We start from the raw sequence: 18,406 nt of genomic DNA on the forward strand, positions 1-18,406 counted from the left end.
GCCCGGCAGGGCGGTACGCCGCTCCGAGGAGCGCAGCGGCGCATTTTCCGCTTGCACCCCGCCGCCGGTTTTCCTAAATCCCCGTCACCGGCGGCGCAGGCCATCGGGACGGAGCGCGGGCGTAGCTCAGGGGTAGAGCATAACCTTGCCAAGGTTAGGGTCGTGAGTTCGAATCTCATCGCCCGCTCCAATGCAAAAGGCCGGTCCTGATGGGCCGGCCTTTTGCATTGTCTGTCATTCTGGTCGGGGCTGTCGACGCCCCGGCAGGGCGCGCAGCCCAGAGGGTCGGCGCGACAGCTGACTGCCCCCCAGCGCCCCGGGGGCGCCGTGACCTCCGGCAGACCCGCGCGCTACAGGACCCCGGGCACGACCAGGTCCGGCGGCCGGTGGCCGTCGGCAAAGGTCTTGATGTTCAGCAGCACCTTCTCGCCCATCTCGGCCCGGCCCTCGACCGTGGCGCTGCCCATATGCGGCAGCAGCACGACATTCGGCAGGTCGCGCAGCCGCGGATTGATCTCGTGCCCATGCTCGAACACGTCCAGCCCGGCGCCGGCGATCTCGCCCGCGCGCAGCATCCGGGTCAGCGCATTCTCGTCGATGACCTCGCCGCGCGAGGTGTTCACGATCACCGCCGACGGTTTCATCAGCTTCAGCCGACGGGCGTTCAGCAGGTGAAATGTGCTGGGCGTGTGCGGGACGTTCACGGACACGATGTCCATCCGGGCCAGCATCTGGTCCAGGCTTTCCCACCAGGTCGCCTGCAGCGATTCCTCGATCTCGGGCCGCAGGCGCCGGCGGTTGTGATAGTGCACCTGCATGCCAAACACCGCGGCCCGCCGCGCCACGGCCTGCCCGATCCGGCCCATGCCCAGGATGCCCAGCCGCGAACCGGCGATCCGGCGCCCCAGATAGGCGGTCGGCGCCCAGCCCTGCCACCGCCCCGCCTGCATCTCGGCCAGACCCTCGGGGATCCGCCGGGTGACCGCCAGGATCAGCGCCATGGTCATGTCGGCGGTGTCCTCGGTGACGACGCCCGGGGTGTTCGACACCAGGATGCCGCGCTGCCGGGCGGTCTCGACATCGATGTGATCGACGCCCGACCCGTAATTCGCGATCAGCTTCAGCCGCGGACCGGCCTGCGCCAGCAGCGACGCGTCAATCCGGTCGGTCACCGTCGGCACCAGCACGTCGCTGTCGGCCATCGCCTCGACCAGCTCCTGCCGCGACATCGGCGTGTCGACCTCGCGCAGATGCACGTCGAACAGCTCGGCCATGCGGGACTCGACCGCCAGCGGCAGCCGGCGCGTCACCGTGACCCGCGGGCGCTGACGCTGACGCTGACGCAAGGGTGAGCTTGGGGGCATGGGGTCCTCTCTTCCAAATCGGGCCGGCTTTCGGCAAACTGCAGTCTGCACGGGGCAGACACAAGACCCCGCCCGGCCATGCTTCGGTGTGCCGGAGAAACAGTCAGGTGCCGACCAGAGCGCCGAAGATGAGGGCAGAGTTCATGATTACCGCACGGGCTGCTTATCCGGCGATCCGTGGCGCCGTGCTGGCCGTTGCCGCGGCGCTTGCCGCGCCGGCCGCCATGGCCCAGCAGGACCCGCCCGCAGAGGGCGCCGCGACAATCCAGATCGACCCGCGCCAGGTCACGGCGGACAGCCTGATCAGCCGGAACCAGGCGGCTCAGCGCGACCCGAACCGCGGCCCGGTGACCAACCTGCCGCTGCCCCGCTATGTCTCGCTGAAGGGCAGCGAGGGGAACGCCCGGCGCGGACCCAGCCTGTCGCACCGCATCGACTGGGTCTTCCGCCACGCCGGCATGCCGCTGCGGGTGGTGGCCGAGTTCGGGCACTGGCGCCGGGTCGAGGACCGCGACGGCGCCGGCGGCTGGGTGCATTATTCGCTGCTGTCGGGGGTCCGGACCGCGCTGGTGATGGACGACATGGTGGAGCTGCGCGCCCGGGCCGACACGAATGCCGCGGTGGTCGCGCGGGCCGAGCGCGGCGCGATCGTGCGGCTGCACGAATGCGGCGTCGAATGGTGCCGGGTATCCGGCGGCGGAGAAAAGGGCTGGGTGCCCAAGCCCGTCCTGTGGGGCGTCGATCCGCAGGAACTGCGCGACTGACCTGGTGAGGGCCGCGCGCAGCGCCGTCCGTCCGCCTCAGCCCGGCAGCAGCCCGCGGCCTTGCAGCAGCGGCTCCACCCCCGGGCGGCGGCCGCGGAATTCTTGCCACAGATCATCGGCCGCACGGCTGTTTCCGCGCGCCAGGATCGTGCGTTCCAGCCGTTCGGCCACCTCCGGGTCGAAGACATCGCCCGTCTCGCGGAATGCGGCGAAGGCGTCGGCATCCATAACCTCGGACCACAAATAGCTGTAATACCCGGCCGAATAGCCGTCACCGGCAAAGACATGGGCGAAATGCGGCGTCGCATGGCGCATCGGCACGGCGTGCGGGGCACCCATGCCGGCCAGCACCTGCGCCTGCGCGGCCATCGGGTCGGCCGGCGGCTCGCCGCGGTGAAAGGCCAGATCCACCATCGCGCTTTCCAGATACTCGGTCGTGGCAAAGCCGGTGCCGGCGCGCTCGGCGGCCAGAATCCGGTCGCGCAGATCCGGCGGCAGCGGCGTGCCGCTGTCCACGTGCCGGGCGTGCGCGGCCAACACCTCGGGCTGTTCCAGCCAGTGCTCGAACAGCTGGCTGGGCAGTTCCACGAAGTCGCGGGCCACCGCCGTGCCCGAAACGGACGGCCAGTCCACCTCGGACAGGAGGTGATGCAGCGCGTGCCCCATCTCGTGGAACAGCGTCCGCGCATCGTCCCAGGACAGCAGCGCCGGCGCGCCGTCCTGTGCCGGCGGGGTGAAGTTGCAGGCGTTGACGACGATCGCCCGCTGCCCTGCCCCCATTCGATGCTGCGGCTGCAGCGCCGAGCACCATGCGCCTGACCGCTTGCCGGCGCGGGCGAAATAGTCGCCGAGGAACACCCCCATGTGCCGGCCCTTGCGGGTGACGGTCCAGGCGCGCACGTCGTCATGCCAGAGCGGCGCCGTGAAAGGGGTGAATTCCAGTGCGAACAGCCGCCCGGCCACGTCGAACGCGGCGGCGATCATCGCATCCAGTGACAGGAACGGCTTTACCTCGGCATCATCGATCGACAGGTCGTCCCGACGCTGCGCCGCCGCATAGAACCGCCAGTCCCACGGCTCCAGCGGGCCATTGATGCCCTCGCTCGCCATCCGGCGGGCCAATGTGGCCTCTTCCTCGACGACGCGGGGACGGGCCGCCGCCCAGACCGTGTCCAGCAGCGTCTGCACCTGGTCGGCATCCCGCGCCATTTCCGTGTCCAGCTTGAAGGCGGCAAAGTCGGCATAGCCCAGCAGCCGCGCCCGTTCGTGCCGCAACGCCAGCAGTTCAGTCGCGATGGCCCGGTTGTCGGTGCCGGCCCCGCCCGCGCCCTCGCCGCTGCCCCGCGCGACCCAGCCGCGCCACGCGACCTCGCGCAGCGCCCGGTCTGTTGCATGTTCCAGGAAGGGGACGATCAGCGACCGCGCCAGGGTGACCACCTGACCGGCCATGCCGCGATCCTGCGCGGCACGCCGCATGGCGGCCACCAGCTGGTCGGGCAGGCCGTCGAGGCGATCATCCGGGACCGACAGAACGAAGCCGCGTTCGTCCGCCAGGACGTTCTGGGTGAACGCGGTGGACAGCGTGGCCATGCGACTGCGGATCGCCGCCATCCGGTCGCGCGCGTCCGGATCCAGCGCGGCCCCGGCCCGGCGCATGTCGCGCAGGGTCAGTTCGGTGATGCGCCGGTCCTGCGGCGACAGGTCGTCGGGGCTGTCCGCCACGGCCTGCACGCGGGCAAACAGGGCCGGGTCCATCATCACCCGGGCCTGATGCGCCGCAAGGCGCGGGGCGATGTCGCGCTGCAATGCCTCGCGCCGATCGGTCGAACAAAGGCCGGCCAGGGTGAAGAACACGGCGCTGACCCGTTCCAGCGCCTGCGCCGCCGTTTCCAGCGGCGCGATGGTGTTGGCAAAGTCGGGTTCCGCGGGATTGCCCGCGATGGCGCGATGGGCCGCGTCTGCATCGGCCAGGGCGGCATCGAAGGCCGGGCCGAAATCCTCGTCAGCGATCCGGTCGAAACGCGGCAGTCCGTGCGGACCGGACCAGTGGACGAGTTCCGGGTTCATGGGCGTGCTCCCTCGCGTGGCTGTCTGTGTGCCGACCCATCCCGGCCGCCGCAGACGGCGCAGTCGGGGCGGGCAGTGATGGTCAGGCTGCGGGTGTCGCCCCACAGGCCGTCGAACAGGATCATCCGGCCGCGCAGCCCCTGCCCGGCGCCCCGGTCCGTGACCCCGGCAAGATGCTTGATCGCCTCGATCGCCATCAGGCTGCCCACCACGCCCGGCAGGGCGCCGACCACGCCGGCCTCGGCACAGGGCAGCGCCTGTCCGGGGGCCGGCGGCTCGGGGAACAGACAGGCCAGGCAGGGGCCGCCGCGCGCCGGGTCGTAGAGCGACACCTGCCCCTCCCACTGGGCGATGGCCCCGGCGATCAGCGGCACCCGGGCCGCGACGCAGGCGACATTGACGGCGCTGCGGGCGGCGAAACTGTCGGTGCCATCCAGCACCAGGTCGTGGGCGGCGATCAGGTCGATGTCGTCCACGGTGATCCGGCGCGTCAGGGCGGTGACGGCGACATGGGGGTTCAGCCGCATCGCGGCATCCGCCGCAGCCTCGGCCTTTGGCCGTCCGGCATCGGCGGTCTCGAAGATCACCTGCCGCTGCAGGTTCGACAGGCTGACCCGGTCGTCGTCGGCGACGGTAATCCGCCCCACCCCGGCCGCCGCCAGATACAGCAGCACCGGCGCGCCCAGCCCGCCCGCGCCGACGACCAGAACCCGCGCGGAGTGCAACCGGCGCTGCCCGGGGCCGCCGATCTCGCGCAGCACGATGTGACGGGCATAGCGATCCAGTTCGGCATCGCTCAGCGGACCCGAGGGGTCCGGTGCCGCCTCTGGCGGGGCGGGGGCGGGGGCCGCCTGCCGCGACTTCGGGCCGGGCTTGGCCACCGCATCGGCATGGCTCTCGACGGAACGGGCGTGCCGCCCGGCCCAGCGGACGGCGGCGCGATAGGACAGCACCAGCGCCCCCAGCACCCCCGTCGCGGCCCAGCCGCGCGGAGTCATGCCCGCAAACCGCGCCAGTCCGCCATCCGGCGCGCCCACCAGCACAGCCAGCAGCCCCGCCCATGTGACAGCCACCACGGCCGCGAGTCGCCACCCAGCCCAGCCGACGGCGAGATTCGCGACCATTGCCACCGCGGCGATCAGTGCCAGCCCGGCCATCAGCCGTCTGTTGGCGGGTCGCCGCGCGGTCGGCCGGGCGCCACGTCATCGCGCAACCCGGTCGATCCGAAGCCACCGCTACCCCGGTCGGTCCCGTCCAGCGCCTCTGCCTCGCTGAACCGGGCGCGGTGGACCGGCGCCAGCACCGCCTGGGCGATCCGGTCACCGTGGCGGATCACGAAGGGCTCGGGTCCCAGATTGACCAGTATCGCCGCGACCGGCCCGCGATAATCGGCGTCGATCGTGCCGATCCCGTTCGCCAGCGTGATCCCGTGGCGCAGCGCCAGCCCGGAACGCGCCCGGAGCTGCATTTCCCACCCGTCGGGGATCTGCATCCGCAGTCCGGTCGGCACGGCCGCGATCTGCCCCGGCAGAATGGTCATCGCGCCGCCCCCCAGATCGGCGCGGATGTCGGCACCGGCAGCGCCGGCCGTCGCATAGACCGGCAGCGGCAGCGCGGGGTCGGCGCCCGCGTCGCGCATGATCAGGATTTGGGGTGGCTGCATGTCTGCCCGGGCCTTGCCTCCTGCGTCCGGCACAGCGGGCCAGACGCAGCGCTGAAACACAACGGCCTGCCGCTTGGGCAGGCCGGATCGTTGGTGATCGGGGTGCCCGGGGTCAGCGGGGCGCGATCATCATTACCATCTGCCGGCCTTCCAGCCTGGGCATCGATTCGACCTTTCCGGCCTCGCCCACGTCGTCGCGGACGCGGTTCAGCAGGTCCAGCCCCAGATCCTGGTGGGCCATTTCCCGGCCGCGAAACCGCAGCGTGACCTTGACCTTGTCGCCGTCTTCCAGGAACCGCATCACGTTGCGCATCTTGACGTCGTAATCGTGGGTGTCGGTTCCGGGCCGGAACTTCACTTCCTTGATCTCGATGATCTTCTGCTTCTTGCGGGCCTCGGCTTCGCGCTTCTGCTGTTCGTACTTGAACTTGCCCAGATCCATGATCTTGCAGACCGGCGGGCTGGCGTTCGGCGAAATCTCGACCAGATCAAGCCCGGCCTCTTCGGCCAGCTGCATCGCCCGGGACGGGGTCACCACACCGACATTCTCGCCGTCGGCGCCGATCAGGCGGATTTCTGGAACGCGGATGCGGTCGTTGACGCGAGGGCCGGTGTCGCGCGTGGGTGGCGCATTGTGCGGTCTGCGGGCTATGGGAGTGATCCTTGTATCGCTGGGATGAGACGCCAAGAGATTAGGGAACCCGGCTGTCAAGTTCAACCGGATTTGCAGCAGTGCGACGTGGCCGGACCGGCGCGGCGCCGCCGCCGCCGCTTCCCCGGGCGCGGCGGCTGTGCCATACAGATCGCGTCCCGACCCCATCCACAGGTGTGCCGATGTTGCGACTTCTTGGCCTTGCGTTCGCGCTGCTGCTGGTTGCGGCCGGCGCGTGGTGGTGGCTGCAGGGCCGCGACGACGGGATGATCGCCGATCGGCCCGCACCGCCGGAACTGACCGCGCCGGCCGGATCCCCGCCGCCGGCCGAGTCCGGAACTGCCCCGTCGGAGGACGCGACCGCCGAATCCGCAGCACCCGGCACGGCGACGGACGACGGCCCGACGCGGGACCCGGCGCAGGAGGCGGCGGAGGTGGCCGAGACCGCCGGCAGCGCCGCCGATGCCGCCGCCGATGCGGCGGCCATGGCCGCCGACGCCGCAGCCGAGGCCGCCGCCGAGGCCGAGGATGCCGAGGTGGGCGTCGCGGCCGACGCCGCCGCCGAGGCCGAGGCTGCAGCCGAACAGGCCATCCGCGCCGCGGCCGACGCCGCGCAGGCGGCAGACAGCGCCGCCGACAACGCGGCGGAACGCGACATCGCCACCGCGCGCGATGCCGCGCAGGCGGCGGGCAGCGCCGCCGACCAGGCGGCAGCGGCGACCGAGGCCGCGGCCGAAGCGACGATGACCACCGCCGAGATCGCGACGCTGCTGACCCCCGACGGTTTCGACGCGACGCGGGTCGCGCGCCTGATCGACGACAGCAGCATCGATCCGGCGCAGAAAACCACGCTGAAGGCGGTGGTGAACGCCGCCGAAGGCAATCCGGCCATCCTGCGGTCGGCGCTTGAACAGGTGAAGGCGATCCTCAGGTGACCAGCGGCGCGGCGTCCGATCGCAGGCCGACGCGATGCAGGGACCGGACTGCCGCCACCGCGCCACGGCGAACCGTCCACCCCAACGATCCGTCGGCGGAAGCGTGGGAATGATGGCGCCGGCGGTGGCACGGACCCGTTCGCTCGACGCGTTCCTGGCCCGCCCGGGCGACGCCCTGGCGCGCGGCCCCGTCGCGGTCATCCTGGTCGAGGATGCGGTCGAGATCCGCTCGACACTCGACCATCATCTGCGCGCGGGGTTCGCCCGGATTCTGGCAGTCTCGCCCGAACCGTTGCCGCCGGGCGACTTGCCCGGAGCAGGTGGCGACCGGGTGATCAACCTGACCCACGACACGCGCCGCCCGGGGGCGCATGTGCGGGTGCTGAACGCCGTCATGGACCGGGCGCCACCCGATACTTGGATGTATTACGGCTACAACGCCGAATACCTGTTCCATCCGTTTGCCGAGACACGCAGCGTCGGCGAACTGCTGACGTTCCACGCCGAGGAACGGCGGCGTGCGATGCTGACCTATGTCATCGACCTGTACGCGCCGGACCTGTCGCGGTTTCCCCACGCCGTCAGCGTGGACGAGGCGATGTTCGATCGCACCGGCTATTTCGCGCTGGCGCGACGCGACCGGCAGGGCGCGTTCAAGGCCCGCCAGCTCGATTTCTTCGGCGGGCTGCGCTGGCGGTTCGAAGAGCACCTGCCGCCGGACCGCCGCAGGATCGACCGCATCGCGCTGTTCCGGACCCGCAAGGGTCTGCGGCTGCTGGCCGATCACCGGCTGAATGACGAGGAATACAACACCTATGCGTGCCCATGGCATCACAGCCTGACCGCGGCGGTCGCGTCGTTCCGGGTCGCCAAGGCGCTGGCCCGCAACCCCGGCTCCCGCGACCAGATCCACGATTTTACGTGGAACAACTCGATCCCGTTCCGCTGGTCCTCGCATCAACTGCTTGAACTTGGGCTGATGGAACCCGGACAATGGTTCTGACAGCCTGACCACCAACGGATCACCAAGGGAGCCCCGGCATGACCGACGAGACCGGACAGCGCAGCTATCACGGCGAGGTCGACTTCACCGTGGTCAGCGTATCGCCCGATCAGGCCGAGGGGCGGATGGCGCTGGCCCCGGCCATGCTGAACCCGTTCGGCAGCGTGCACGCGGGTGCGATGATCTGGTTTGCGGATGTCGTGGCGACCCGCCTCGTCCTGCAGGGTCGACCGGTCACGGCGGGGATGTCCGGCTTTCCTCTGGCCATCAACCTGGTTGCGAACCTGCTGTCGAACACCGACCGCGACGCCCTGGTAGCCACGGCGCGGTTCGTCAAGCGGGGTCGCACGCTGTCGACCGTCCGCACCGTGGTCGCGACCGAGGCCGGCCGCCCGCTGGTCGAGGTCACCACGACGCATCTCCTGTCCCGGTGACGCCGGCCGCACGACGCGGGGCTGCCCCGGGTCAGAGCAGGCCTTCGGTCTCGATGTGCATGATCGCCCCGCAATGCTTGCAGTGGACCGCATCCAGGTCATGCACCAGCAGGCCGCAGCTCTGGCATTCCACCCGCACCTTGGTCGGGCGGAACAATACCTGCAGCAGCCGCAGGAACAGCGATACGCCGATGATCATCACCAGCACCGACAGCATCCGTCCGCGCGTCCCTTCCAGCGTGATGTCGCCGAACCCGGTGGTCGTCAGGGTGGTCACGGTGAAGTACAGCGCGTCGGCATAGTTGCGAATGTCGGGATTGGTCTGGTGCTGGGTGACGTAGATCAGCCCCGTCATGATGAACAGGAACACGGCCAGGTTCGCCAGCGCCAGGATCAGTTCCTGGTTGCGGCGGAAGAAGGCGTGGTCTTTGCGCAGCCGCCGCACCACCTGATAGGTGTGCAGCAACCGCAGCGTTCTCAGCACCCGCAGGAACCCCAGGTCGTCGCCGATGACGGGCGCCAGGAACGCCGCGGCTGCAATCGCATCGGCCCAGGTCGCGGGGCGCAGCAGAAACCGGCCGCGATCATGTTCCAGCACGATCCGCACAGCGAAATCAGCCAGGATCAGCACGCCCAGGATCACGTCGATCACGACGATCCAGCGCCCCAGGTCCACGAAGGACGTGGCGACCACATAGACGATGACCAGCAGGTCCAGGATCAGCAGCCCGTACCGGAAGCGATGCGCGCGCGTCGTGTCGCCCCTGTAGAGCTCCCTCAGTATCTCCACGCCCACCCCGCCGACTGTCAGTGTCCGGTCCTGCCCGCCTGTCTGGCATAGGCCCGGCGATCTGACCAGCAGCGACAGGTTTGCGCCTCGCCTGGGCCCCGCCCGCGCCCCACCATGTGCCCCGCTTGCGCGTGCATCGGGGCGGATGATACACCCGGACGGCAACACCTGCCCCCCCCCCCGGGCCGCAACGAAAAGGGCAAGCCGCATGGCGATGGAACAGACCAGCTTCAGCCGCGACGACCTGCTGGCCTGCGCGCGGGGCGAGCTGTTCGGTCCGGGCAATGCCCAGCTGCCCGAACCGCCGATGCTGATGATGGACCGGATCACCGACATCTCGGGCGACGGCGGGCTTCACGGCAAGGGTCATGTCGTGGCCGAGTTCGACATCCATCCGGACCTGTGGTTCTTCGCCTGCCATTTCCCGGGCAACCCGATCATGCCTGGCTGCCTGGGCCTGGACGGGCTGTGGCAGCTGACCGGATTCAACCTGGGCTGGCGCGGCTGGCAGGGGCGCGGCTATGCGCTCGGCGTCGGAGAGGTCAAGCTGACCGGCATGGTCCGGCCCGATCGCAGGATGCTGACCTACAAGGTCGACTTCACCAAGGCCGTGCAGACCCGCCGGCTGACCATGGGCGTGGCCGACGGCATCGTCGAGGCCGATGGCGACGTCATCTACCAGGTCAAGGACATGAAGGTCGCTCTTTCCGAGAGCTGATCCGATTCAAGGGAGGGGTGCTCATGCGCCGCGTCGTCATCACCGGGCTTGGGATCGTCTCGCCCATCGGCAACAATGCGACCGAGGTCACGCAATCGCTTCGTGACGGGCGTTCGGGGATCGTGTTCGCGCCGGACTATGCCGAACACGGCTTTCGCAGCCAGGTCCACGGCAAGCCCCAGATCGTCCTGGAAGACCACATCGACAAGCGCGACCTGCGCTTCATGGGCGAGGGTGCAGCCTTCAACTTCATCGCCATGCAGCAGGCGATCGAGGATAGCGGGCTCGAGCAATCCGACGTGTCGAACCCGCGCACCGGGTTGGTCACCGGATCGGGCGGGCCATCGACCTCGAACTTCTTCAACGCCCATCGGATCGTCATCGAGAAGGGCTCGCCCAAGCGGATGGGACCGTTCATGGTCACCCGCTGCATGTCGTCCACCAACTCGGCCTGCCTGGCGACCCCGTTCCAGATCAAGGGCGTGAACTATTCGATCACCTCGGCCTGCTCGACCAGTGCCCACTGCATTGGCAACGGCGTCGAACAGATCCAGATGGGCAAGCAGGACATTGTCTTTGCCGGCGGCGGCGAAGAGCTGGACTGGACCCTGTCCTGCCTGTTCGACGCGATGGGCGCCATGTCGTCGAAATACAACGACGCCCCCGAAACCGCCTCGCGCCCCTTCGACGCGACCCGGGACGGGTTCGTGATCGCCGGCGGCGGCGGCGTGGTCGTGCTGGAGGAGCTGGAGCATGCGCTGGCGCGCGGCGCCAGGATCTATGCCGAGGTCACCGGCTATGGCGCCACCAGCGACGGCCACGACATGGTGGCGCCCAGCGGCGAGGGGGGCGAACGGTCGATGAAGCTGGCGCTGTCCACCCTGCCCGAGGGGCGGAAGATCAGCTACGTGAACGCGCACGGCACGTCGACCCCGGCGGGGGACGTCACCGAGATCAAGGCGCTGCGGCGGGTGTTCGGCGACGGGTCCGTGCCGCCGGTCAGCTCTACCAAGTCGCTGACCGGCCATTCGCTGGGGGCGACCGGGGTGCACGAGGCGATCTATTCCCTGCTAATGATGCAGCAGGGCTTCATCGCGGCCTCGGCCAACATCACCCAGTTGGACCCCGAGATCCGCCCCGAGGAGATCGCCATGGAGCGGGTCGACGGGGTGGAGTTCGACAGCGTCCTGTCCAACAGCTTCGGGTTCGGCGGAACCAACGCGACGCTGGTCCTGTCCGCGTACCGGGACTGATCCCGATGACCGCACTGCTTGCAGGCAAGCGCGCCCTCGTCATGGGGGTGGCCAACGACCGGTCGATCGCGTGGGGAATCGCCCGCGCGCTGGCCGAGGCGGGGGCCGAACTGGCCTTCACCTACCAGGGCGAGGCGTTCGGCAAGCGGGTCGAACCGCTGGCCGCCAGCGTCGGGTCGGATCTGCTGCTGGACGTGGACGTCACTGACGACGACAGCCTCGACACGGCCTTCGCGTCCCTGGCCCGGCGCTGGGATCGGCTGGGCATCCTGGTCCATGCCATCGCGTTCAGCAACAAGGACGAACTGACCGGCCGGTTCATCAACACCAGCCGCGCCAATTTCAAGCAGTCGCTGGACGTGTCCTGCTATTCGCTGATCGAGGTGGCGCGCCGCGCCCATCCGCTGATGCAGCCCGGCGGGTCGATCATCACCCTGACATTCGCCGGATCTAACCGGGTGACGCCGTTCTACAACGTCATGGGCGTGGCCAAGGCGGCGCTGGAATCGGCGGTGCGCTATCTGGCGAACGATCTCGGCCCCGAGGGGATCCGCGTGAACGCGATCAGCCCCGGGCCGATGAAGACGCTGGCCGGTGCCGCGATCGGCGGGGCGCGCAAGACCTATCGCCACACCGAGGCGAACGCCCCACTGCGCGCCAACGCCACGCTTGAGGCGATCGGCGGCACGGCCGTCTGGCTCTGCAGCGACTGGGGCGCCTCGACCACCGGCGAGGTGGTCAGGGTCGATGGCGGCTATCACGTGCTGGGCATGCCGCAGCCCGACAACATCTGATCGGGGGCAAGGATGGCAACGGACCGGTATGTCTTCGATGCCTATGGCACGCTGTTCGACGTGGCGGGCGCCGCGCGGGTCGCGGCGGCTGACGACGCGGCGCTGGCCGAGATCTGGCCCCGGCTGGCGGACGACTGGCGGCGCAAGCAGCTGGAATATTCCTGGATCCGCGCCATCACCGGCGATCACGCGGATTTCTGGACCGTCACCGCGCAGGCGCTGGACTGGGCGGCCGAGGCGCATGGGCTGGCCCCGTCGCAGCGTGACCGGCTGCTGGATCTGTATCGCCACCTGCCCGCCTATCCCGAGGCTGCGGACGCAATGGCCACCCTGCGTCAGCGTGGCGCTCAACTGGCGATCTTTTCCAACGGCACGCCCGAGATGCTGGCCGAGGCGGTCGCGTCCAGCCGGCTGGAGGGGTTCGACGCGCTGCTGTCGGTCGAAACGGCCGGCGTCTACAAGCCTGCGGCGGCATCCTATCGGATCGTGACCGACCACTTCGGCTGCCTGCCCGGCGAGATCACCTTTGTCTCGTCGAACGGGTGGGACGTCTATGGCGCGACCCGCTTCGGCTTTGCCAGCGTCTGGGTGAACCGCGCCGGCCTGCCGGTGGACAACCTGCCGGCCCGGCCCGGCCGGATCGTCACCGACCTGACCGGACTGGCATGACCCTGGTCCGGCCGCCCGGACACGGCAGTTCGTGATGGACTGGACCGTCAAGCTGTTCGACACCTCGCCGGGGTCGCTGCTGGGCACGGTGCTGGGGACGGCGCTGTTCTACGTGGCGATCGTCGCGGTTCTGCGGCTGACGGGCAAGCGCAGCCTGTCCCAGATCTATGCCGTCGATTTCGCCGTGGCGGTCGCCATCGGCTCGGTCTTCGCGTCGGTCATGCTGCTGCGCGACGTGTCGCTGTGGTCCGGCATCGCGGGCATCGGCACGCTGGCGTTGCTGCAGGTCCTGGTGTCGCGGCTGACCTCGAAAGGCGGGACGTTCTCGCGGATCGCGACGGCCGAGCCGCGGCTGCTGCTGTATGACGGCCGGGCGCTGCCGAACGCGATGCGCGCCGAGGCGGTGGGTTCCGACGTGCTGGAACAGGCCGCCCGCGGCAGCGGATTCACCGACACGACCCAGCTGCTGGCGGTGGTGCTGGAAGCGGATGGCAGCTTCTCGGCGATCGGCCCCGGCGACGCCCGCCCCGGTCCGGCGTTCCTGACCCTGCTGGACCGTGCCCGCCACTCCGACCCCGACCTGATCCCGAAGGTATTCCCATGACCCAGTTCTTCAACGCCCCCGACGGAACCCGCATCGCCTACGAGGACGAGGGCGACGGCCTGCCCGTCCTGTGCCTCGCCGGCCTGACCCGCAGCATGGACGATTTCGACCTGCTGGCCCCCACATTGTCCGACTGCCGGATGATCCGCATGGATTACCGCGGCCGCGGCCAGTCCGACTGGACCGGCGCGGGGACCTACACCGTCCCGCACGAAGCGGCCGACGCGCTGGCGCTGCTGGACCACCTGGGCGTCGACCGGGCAGCGCTGGTCGGCACCTCGCGCGGCGGGCTGATCTCGATGTTCCTGGCGGCGACGGCGCGCGACCGCCTGCGCGGGGTATGCCTGAACGACGTGGGGCCGGCCCTGCAGATCTCCGGCCTGAACGCGATCATGGAATATGTTGGCCGTGCGCCCAGCGCCCGGACCCTGGCCGAGGTGGCCGAGCGCCTGCCCCAGACCCTTAAGGGGTTCGCCAACGTGCCACCGGAACGCTGGCAGGCCGAGGCCGCGCGGCTTTTCCGGCAGACGGACGAGGGCGTCGCACTGACCTATGATCCCACCCTGCGGGACAGCTTCCTGGAATCGATGAAGACGCCCGACGCGACCGTGTGGCCGCTGTTCGATGCGCTGCAGGGCATGCCGGTGGCGCTGATCCACGGCGCGGGCTCGGACCTGCTGGGCGACGAGACGGTGGCCGAGATGCGCGAGCGCCGCCCCGACATGATCTATGCCAGGGTGCCGGACCGCGGCCATATCCCGTGGCTGGACGAACCGGAAGCCGTGGCCGCGATCCGCAGCTGGCTGGACGCGGTCCGCAGCGCCTGAGCAGCGACGCGGCGGCCGGGCCGACGGATGGCGCGCCTGACCCGCTGGTCCGCCGCCTCGGCCCCGACCCGGCCGGTCCGCGGTCCTTGTCCGTAACGCGAAACAGCTTTCGCCGCTTTGACCATTGGCCGGCCCGCGGAATGGCGGCAACCTGCCCGCCAAGGAAAGGGACCCGATGCGCTATTCACGCGACCTGCGCGGCTACGGCCGCACCACGCCCGACCCCGCCTGGCCCGGGGGCGCGCGGATCGCCGTGCAGATCGTGCTCAACTACGAGGAAGGCGGCGAGAACAGCGTCGAGCATGGCGACGCAGCCTCCGAGGCGTTCCTGTCGGAAATCGTCGGGGCCGCGCCCTGGCCGGGCGAGCGCCACTGGAACATGGAAACGATCTACGATTATGGCGCCCGCGCCGGGTTCTGGCGGTTATGGCGCATCCTGAACGACCTGCCGGTCACCGTCTATGGCGTCGCGACCGCACTGGAACGCAGCCCCGAACAGGTCGCCGCCATGCAGGAGGCGGGCTGGGAAATCGCCACGCACGGGCTGAAATGGATCGACTATCGCGACGTCCCGCGCGAGGTCGAGGCCGAGCACATCGCCCGGGCCGTGCGCCTCCACACCGAGGTGACGGGCAGCCGGCCGCGCGGGTTCTACCAGGGCCGGGCGTCGATGAACACGGTGGCGCTGGGCTGCGAGGAAGGCGGGTTCGACTATCTGGCCGACAGCTATGCCGACGACCTGCCCTTCTGGCATGTCCATGACGGCCGGCCGCAACTGATCGTGCCCTACACGCTGGACGCCAACGACATGCGCTTTGCCACCGCGCAAGGGTTCAATTCCGGGGACCAGTTCTTCGCCTATCTGAAGGACAGCTTCGACACGCTCTATGCCGAGGGTGCCGGGGGCGCGGCCAAGATGATGTCGGTCGGCCTGCATTGCCGGCTGGCCGGGCGCCCGGGGCGCGCCGCGGCGGTGCAGCGCTTCCTGGACTACGCGCGCGGTCATCAGGGCGTCTGGTTCGCCACCCGGCTGGACATCGCCCGTCACTGGCAGGCCACCCACCCGTTCGTGCCGCGCGACCGCCCCTCGCAGATGGACCGCGACAGCTTCGTGGCGCGGTTCGGCGGCATCTACGAACACTCCCCATTCGTTGCCGAGCGGGCCTGGGATGGCGAGATGGGACCCGCCCACGACAGCGCGGCGGGGTTTGCCGCCCGCATGGCGCAGATCTTTCGCGCGGCGTCGGATGACGAGCGTCTGGGCGTGCTGCGCGCCCACCCGGACCTGGCCGGCAAGCTGGCCGCGGCGCGGCGGCTGACCGCGGACAGCACCGCGGAACAGGCCTCGGCCGGGCTCGACGCGCTCACCGACGACGAGCGCGCCACGTTCCAGCGGCTGAACGCGGCCTATGTGGACCGGCACGGCTTTCCGTTCATCATCGCCGTGCGCGACCATGACAAGGCGGGCATCCTGCGGGCCATGCAGCGGCGCGTGGACAACGACACCGCGACCGAGCGCGCCGAGGCAGAGCGCCAGGTGACGCGGATCGCCGAACTGCGTCTGAAGGAGGCGCTGACATGACCGACGCCCCACCCCCGCACGCCGCGGGCGACACAAGCGATCCCGCCGCGCAGCCGGCACAGGCGCCGTTCCCGCCCGGCCCCGCCGACGCGCCGACCGGCGATCCGGCGCGGCTGCCCGGATCGAAACGCCCGGCCGACCTGCGCGAGCCCGGCTACGCAGGTCCGGTCGCCGGGCTGCCCCCGCAGACCGGCCTGACCACCGACACCGCCGTCTTCACCCAGGCCTATGCGGTGATCCCGCGCACCGTGATGCGCGACATCGTGACCTCGTACCTGCCCGGCTGGACCGGGATGCGGATGTGGGTGCTGGCCCGGCCGCTCAGCGGTTTCGCCGAGACCTTCAGCCAGTACGTGGTGGAACTGACCCCGGACGGCGGCAGCGATCGCCCCGACGACGACCCCGAGATCCAGCACGCCATCTTCGTGACCGGGGGCGAGCTGCGGATCACCATCGCCGGCACGTCGCATCGCCTGACCCCGGGCGGCTTCGCCTATGTCCCCCCGGGCACCGACTGGACGGTCAGCAACCCGGGTGACGGGAATTGCGGCTTTCACTGGATCCGCAAGCGCTGGCAGCCGGTCGCCGGGCTGGACCGCCCCGACCCGGTCATCGCCCAGGAACGCGAGGTGCCGCCCTCGCCGATGCCGGAAACCGAGGGCGCCTGGTCCACGACCCGGTTTGTGGATCCCGCCGACCTGCGCCACGACATGCACGTCACGATCGTGACCTTCACCCCCGGCGGCTCGATACCCTTCGCCGAGACCCATGTGATGGAACACGGGCTCTTCGTGCTGGAGGGCAAGGCCGTCTACCGGCTGAACCGCGACTGGGTCGAGGTCGGGCCGGGCGATTTCATGTGGCTGCGCGCGTTCTGCCCGCAAGCCTGCTATGCGGGCGGGCCCGGCGTGTTCCGCTATCTGCTGTACAAGGACGTGAACCGCCACGCGCCGCTGTGGGGCGGACCCGACGGCCGCGGCCGGGCCTAGCCCGCGGCCGCGGGGCTGGCCTTGGCCGGGCGTCCGGCCACATAGGTCTGCACCACGGCGCGGTCGTCGCCCATGATCTGCAACAGGAACAGCTCCTCGGCCAGCGTCCCGATCCGTTCGGCCCGCAGCGCCATGGCCGGGGTGGCGCGACAGTCCAGCACGACCAGATCGGCGTCGCTGCCAGGGGCCAGCGTGCCGATCCGGTCCTGCATCCCCAGCGCGATGGCGTTGCCGCGGGTGGCCCAGTGGAACGCCGCCAGCGGATGCAGGTTCTGGCCCCGCAGCTGCAACACCTTGTAGCTTTCGTTGAGCGTCTGCAGCATGGAATAGCTGGTGCCGCCGCCGACATCCGTCGCCACCCCCGACACCACCCCGGCGGCCCGCAGCCCGGCCTCGTCGAACAGCCCCGACCCCAGGAACAGGTTCGAGGTCGGGCAGTGGATCGCCCGTGTCCCGGTCTCGGCCATGCGCGCGATCTCGCGCGGGGACAGGTGGATGGCATGGCCCATCAGGCTGTTCGGTCCCAGCAGGCCATGAGCGTCATAGATGTCCAGATAGTCGCGGGCCTGCGGATAGAGCCGCAGCGTATAGTCGATCTCGTCGCGATTCTCGCTCAGATGCGTCTGGATGTGCAGGTCGGGATGCTCGGCCGCCAGCGCCCCGGCCGCGGCCAGCTGCTCCGGGGTCGAGGTGATCGCGAAACGGGGGGTGATCGCATAGCGCAGCCGCCCGCTTCCCTGCCAGCGCCCGATCAGGGCCTTGCTGTCGTCATAGGATTGCCGGGCGCTGTCCTGCACGGCGGGGATCGCGTTGCGGTCCATCATCACCTTGCCGGCGATCAGTGCCATGTCCCGGGCCGCGGCGGCGGCGAACAGCGCGTCCACGCTGCCCGGATGGACCGATCCGAACGCGCAGGCCGTGGTCGTGCCATGCGCGATCAGCTGGTCAAGGAACGCCTCGGCCATGCGCGCGGCATGATCGGGATCGGCAAAGCGCGCTTCCTCGGGGAAGGTGTAGGTGGTCAGCCAGTCCAGCAGCTGCGCGCCCCAGCTGGCAATCACCTGGACCTGCGGGAAATGGATGTGCGGGTCGATGAAGCCGGGCATCACCAGACAAGGGCGGTGATCGATCTCGGCGACACCGGCGCGGGCCAGGTCCGCGTGATCGCCCACCGCGACGATGCGGCCATCCTCGATCAGGATCGCCCCGTCCTCGTGCCAGGCATAACTCGTCGTGGTCTCCGCCGGGTCGGCATGAAAGCCGAGCACGCGGCCGCGGATCAGGGTCTGCATGTCGGG

At 70.0% G+C, this 18,406-nt stretch carries 19 protein-coding genes and 1 tRNA gene; 13 read left to right on the forward strand and 7 right to left on the reverse strand.

The annotated features are described in order from the left end of the window. The first annotated feature begins 115 nt into the window (after positions 1-115). Positions 116-190 (forward strand) — tRNA-Gly (locus Q0938_RS11200). A gap of 160 nt (positions 191-350) precedes the next feature. On the opposite strand, the gene Q0938_RS11205 is transcribed toward Q0938_RS11200, so the two are convergent. Then, positions 351-1,364 carry a D-glycerate dehydrogenase gene (locus Q0938_RS11205; protein ID WP_299362201.1) on the reverse strand — a complete coding sequence of 338 codons (1,014 nt, stop codon included), beginning with the start codon at positions 1,362-1,364 and terminating at the stop codon, positions 351-353. A gap of 143 nt (positions 1,365-1,507) precedes the next feature. Between Q0938_RS11205 and Q0938_RS11210 the strand changes: the two genes are divergently transcribed. Further along, positions 1,508-2,128, forward strand: a complete 621-nt coding sequence (locus Q0938_RS11210; RefSeq protein WP_299362204.1) for an SH3 domain-containing protein — start codon at positions 1,508-1,510, stop codon at positions 2,126-2,128. Positions 2,129-2,164: 36 nt separating this feature from the next. Here Q0938_RS11210 and Q0938_RS11215 read toward each other — a convergent pair whose 3' ends face one another. The 4 genes from Q0938_RS11215 to infC form a co-directional block, all read right to left on the reverse strand. Continuing rightward, positions 2,165-4,195, reverse strand: coding sequence for a M3 family metallopeptidase (locus Q0938_RS11215; protein ID WP_299362205.1), 2,031 nt, complete (start codon positions 4,193-4,195; stop codon positions 2,165-2,167). Further along, on the reverse strand, positions 4,192-5,352 hold the full coding sequence (locus Q0938_RS11220; RefSeq protein WP_299362207.1) for a HesA/MoeB/ThiF family protein: 1,161 nt from the start codon (positions 5,350-5,352) through the stop codon (positions 4,192-4,194). The genes Q0938_RS11215 and Q0938_RS11220 overlap by 4 nt, the downstream gene beginning before the upstream one ends. Further along, a complete protein-coding gene (dut, locus tag Q0938_RS11225; RefSeq protein ID WP_299362209.1) occupies positions 5,352-5,858 on the reverse strand; it encodes a dUTP diphosphatase in 507 nt (168 codons plus the stop codon). Before dut ends, Q0938_RS11220 begins: the two co-directional genes overlap by 1 nt. A gap of 112 nt (positions 5,859-5,970) precedes the next feature. Next, positions 5,971-6,510: a translation initiation factor IF-3 gene (gene infC / locus Q0938_RS11230; protein ID WP_366942753.1), complete on the reverse strand. Its 540-nt coding sequence runs from the start codon at positions 6,508-6,510 to the stop codon at positions 5,971-5,973. 182 nt (positions 6,511-6,692) lie between these two features. On the opposite strand from infC, the gene Q0938_RS11235 reads away from it, so the two are divergent. The 3 genes from Q0938_RS11235 to Q0938_RS11245 all read left to right on the forward strand — a co-directional run bounded on the left by Q0938_RS11235 (position 6,693) and on the right by Q0938_RS11245 (position 8,882). Further along, on the forward strand, positions 6,693-7,445 hold the full coding sequence (locus Q0938_RS11235) for a hypothetical protein (protein ID WP_299362211.1): 753 nt from the start codon (positions 6,693-6,695) through the stop codon (positions 7,443-7,445). Between the two features lie 124 nt (positions 7,446-7,569). Continuing rightward, positions 7,570-8,448 (forward strand): glycosyltransferase family 2 protein, encoded by an 879-nt coding sequence (locus tag Q0938_RS11240; protein ID WP_299362212.1) that lies wholly within the window; start codon positions 7,570-7,572, stop codon positions 8,446-8,448. Positions 8,449-8,486: 38 nt separating this feature from the next. Then, positions 8,487-8,882: a PaaI family thioesterase gene (locus Q0938_RS11245; RefSeq protein ID WP_299362215.1), complete on the forward strand. Its 396-nt coding sequence runs from the start codon at positions 8,487-8,489 to the stop codon at positions 8,880-8,882. Positions 8,883-8,913: 31 nt separating this feature from the next. Here the strand turns inward: Q0938_RS11245 and Q0938_RS11250 are convergent, their stop codons facing one another. Next, positions 8,914-9,672, reverse strand: coding sequence for a potassium channel family protein (locus tag Q0938_RS11250; RefSeq protein ID WP_299362217.1), 759 nt, complete (start codon positions 9,670-9,672; stop codon positions 8,914-8,916). A 208-nt stretch (positions 9,673-9,880) separates the two neighbouring features. Between Q0938_RS11250 and fabA the strand changes: the two genes are divergently transcribed. The 8 genes from fabA (at position 9,881) to Q0938_RS11290 (ending at position 17,108) form a co-directional block, all read left to right on the forward strand. Beyond that, positions 9,881-10,390: a bifunctional 3-hydroxydecanoyl-ACP dehydratase/trans-2-decenoyl-ACP isomerase gene (gene fabA / locus Q0938_RS11255; protein ID WP_299362218.1), complete on the forward strand. Its 510-nt coding sequence runs from the start codon at positions 9,881-9,883 to the stop codon at positions 10,388-10,390. 23 nt (positions 10,391-10,413) lie between these two features. After that, positions 10,414-11,643: a beta-ketoacyl-ACP synthase I gene (gene fabB, locus Q0938_RS11260; protein ID WP_299362219.1), complete on the forward strand. Its 1,230-nt coding sequence runs from the start codon at positions 10,414-10,416 to the stop codon at positions 11,641-11,643. A gap of 5 nt (positions 11,644-11,648) precedes the next feature. After that, positions 11,649-12,437 carry an enoyl-ACP reductase gene (locus tag Q0938_RS11265; protein WP_299362220.1) on the forward strand — a complete coding sequence of 263 codons (789 nt, stop codon included), beginning with the start codon at positions 11,649-11,651 and terminating at the stop codon, positions 12,435-12,437. A 12-nt stretch (positions 12,438-12,449) separates the two neighbouring features. Then, a complete protein-coding gene (locus tag Q0938_RS11270; RefSeq protein ID WP_299362222.1) occupies positions 12,450-13,106 on the forward strand; it encodes a haloacid dehalogenase type II in 657 nt (218 codons plus the stop codon). A gap of 34 nt (positions 13,107-13,140) precedes the next feature. Beyond that, positions 13,141-13,710: a DUF421 domain-containing protein gene (locus tag Q0938_RS11275; protein WP_299362224.1), complete on the forward strand. Its 570-nt coding sequence runs from the start codon at positions 13,141-13,143 to the stop codon at positions 13,708-13,710. Beyond that, positions 13,707-14,537, forward strand: a complete 831-nt coding sequence (locus tag Q0938_RS11280) for an alpha/beta hydrolase (protein ID WP_299362227.1) — start codon at positions 13,707-13,709, stop codon at positions 14,535-14,537. The genes Q0938_RS11275 and Q0938_RS11280 overlap by 4 nt, the downstream gene beginning before the upstream one ends. 175 nt (positions 14,538-14,712) lie before the next feature. Next, on the forward strand, positions 14,713-16,119 hold the full coding sequence (puuE, locus tag Q0938_RS11285; RefSeq protein ID WP_299362230.1) for an allantoinase PuuE: 1,407 nt from the start codon (positions 14,713-14,715) through the stop codon (positions 16,117-16,119). Next, on the forward strand, positions 16,116-17,108 hold the full coding sequence (locus tag Q0938_RS11290; protein WP_299362233.1) for a bifunctional allantoicase/(S)-ureidoglycine aminohydrolase: 993 nt from the start codon (positions 16,116-16,118) through the stop codon (positions 17,106-17,108). The genes puuE and Q0938_RS11290 overlap by 4 nt, the downstream gene beginning before the upstream one ends. Here the strand turns inward: Q0938_RS11290 and guaD are convergent. After that, positions 17,105-18,400: a guanine deaminase gene (gene guaD / locus Q0938_RS11295; RefSeq protein WP_299362236.1), complete on the reverse strand. Its 1,296-nt coding sequence runs from the start codon at positions 18,398-18,400 to the stop codon at positions 17,105-17,107. The two genes, Q0938_RS11290 and guaD, sit on opposite strands and share 4 nt — an antisense overlap. Between the last annotated feature and the right edge of the window lie 6 nt (positions 18,401-18,406).

It is taken from the genome of uncultured Paracoccus sp. (genome assembly GCF_947496875.1).
In the GTDB taxonomy this organism is placed as follows: Bacteria; Pseudomonadota; Alphaproteobacteria; order Rhodobacterales; family Rhodobacteraceae; genus Paracoccus.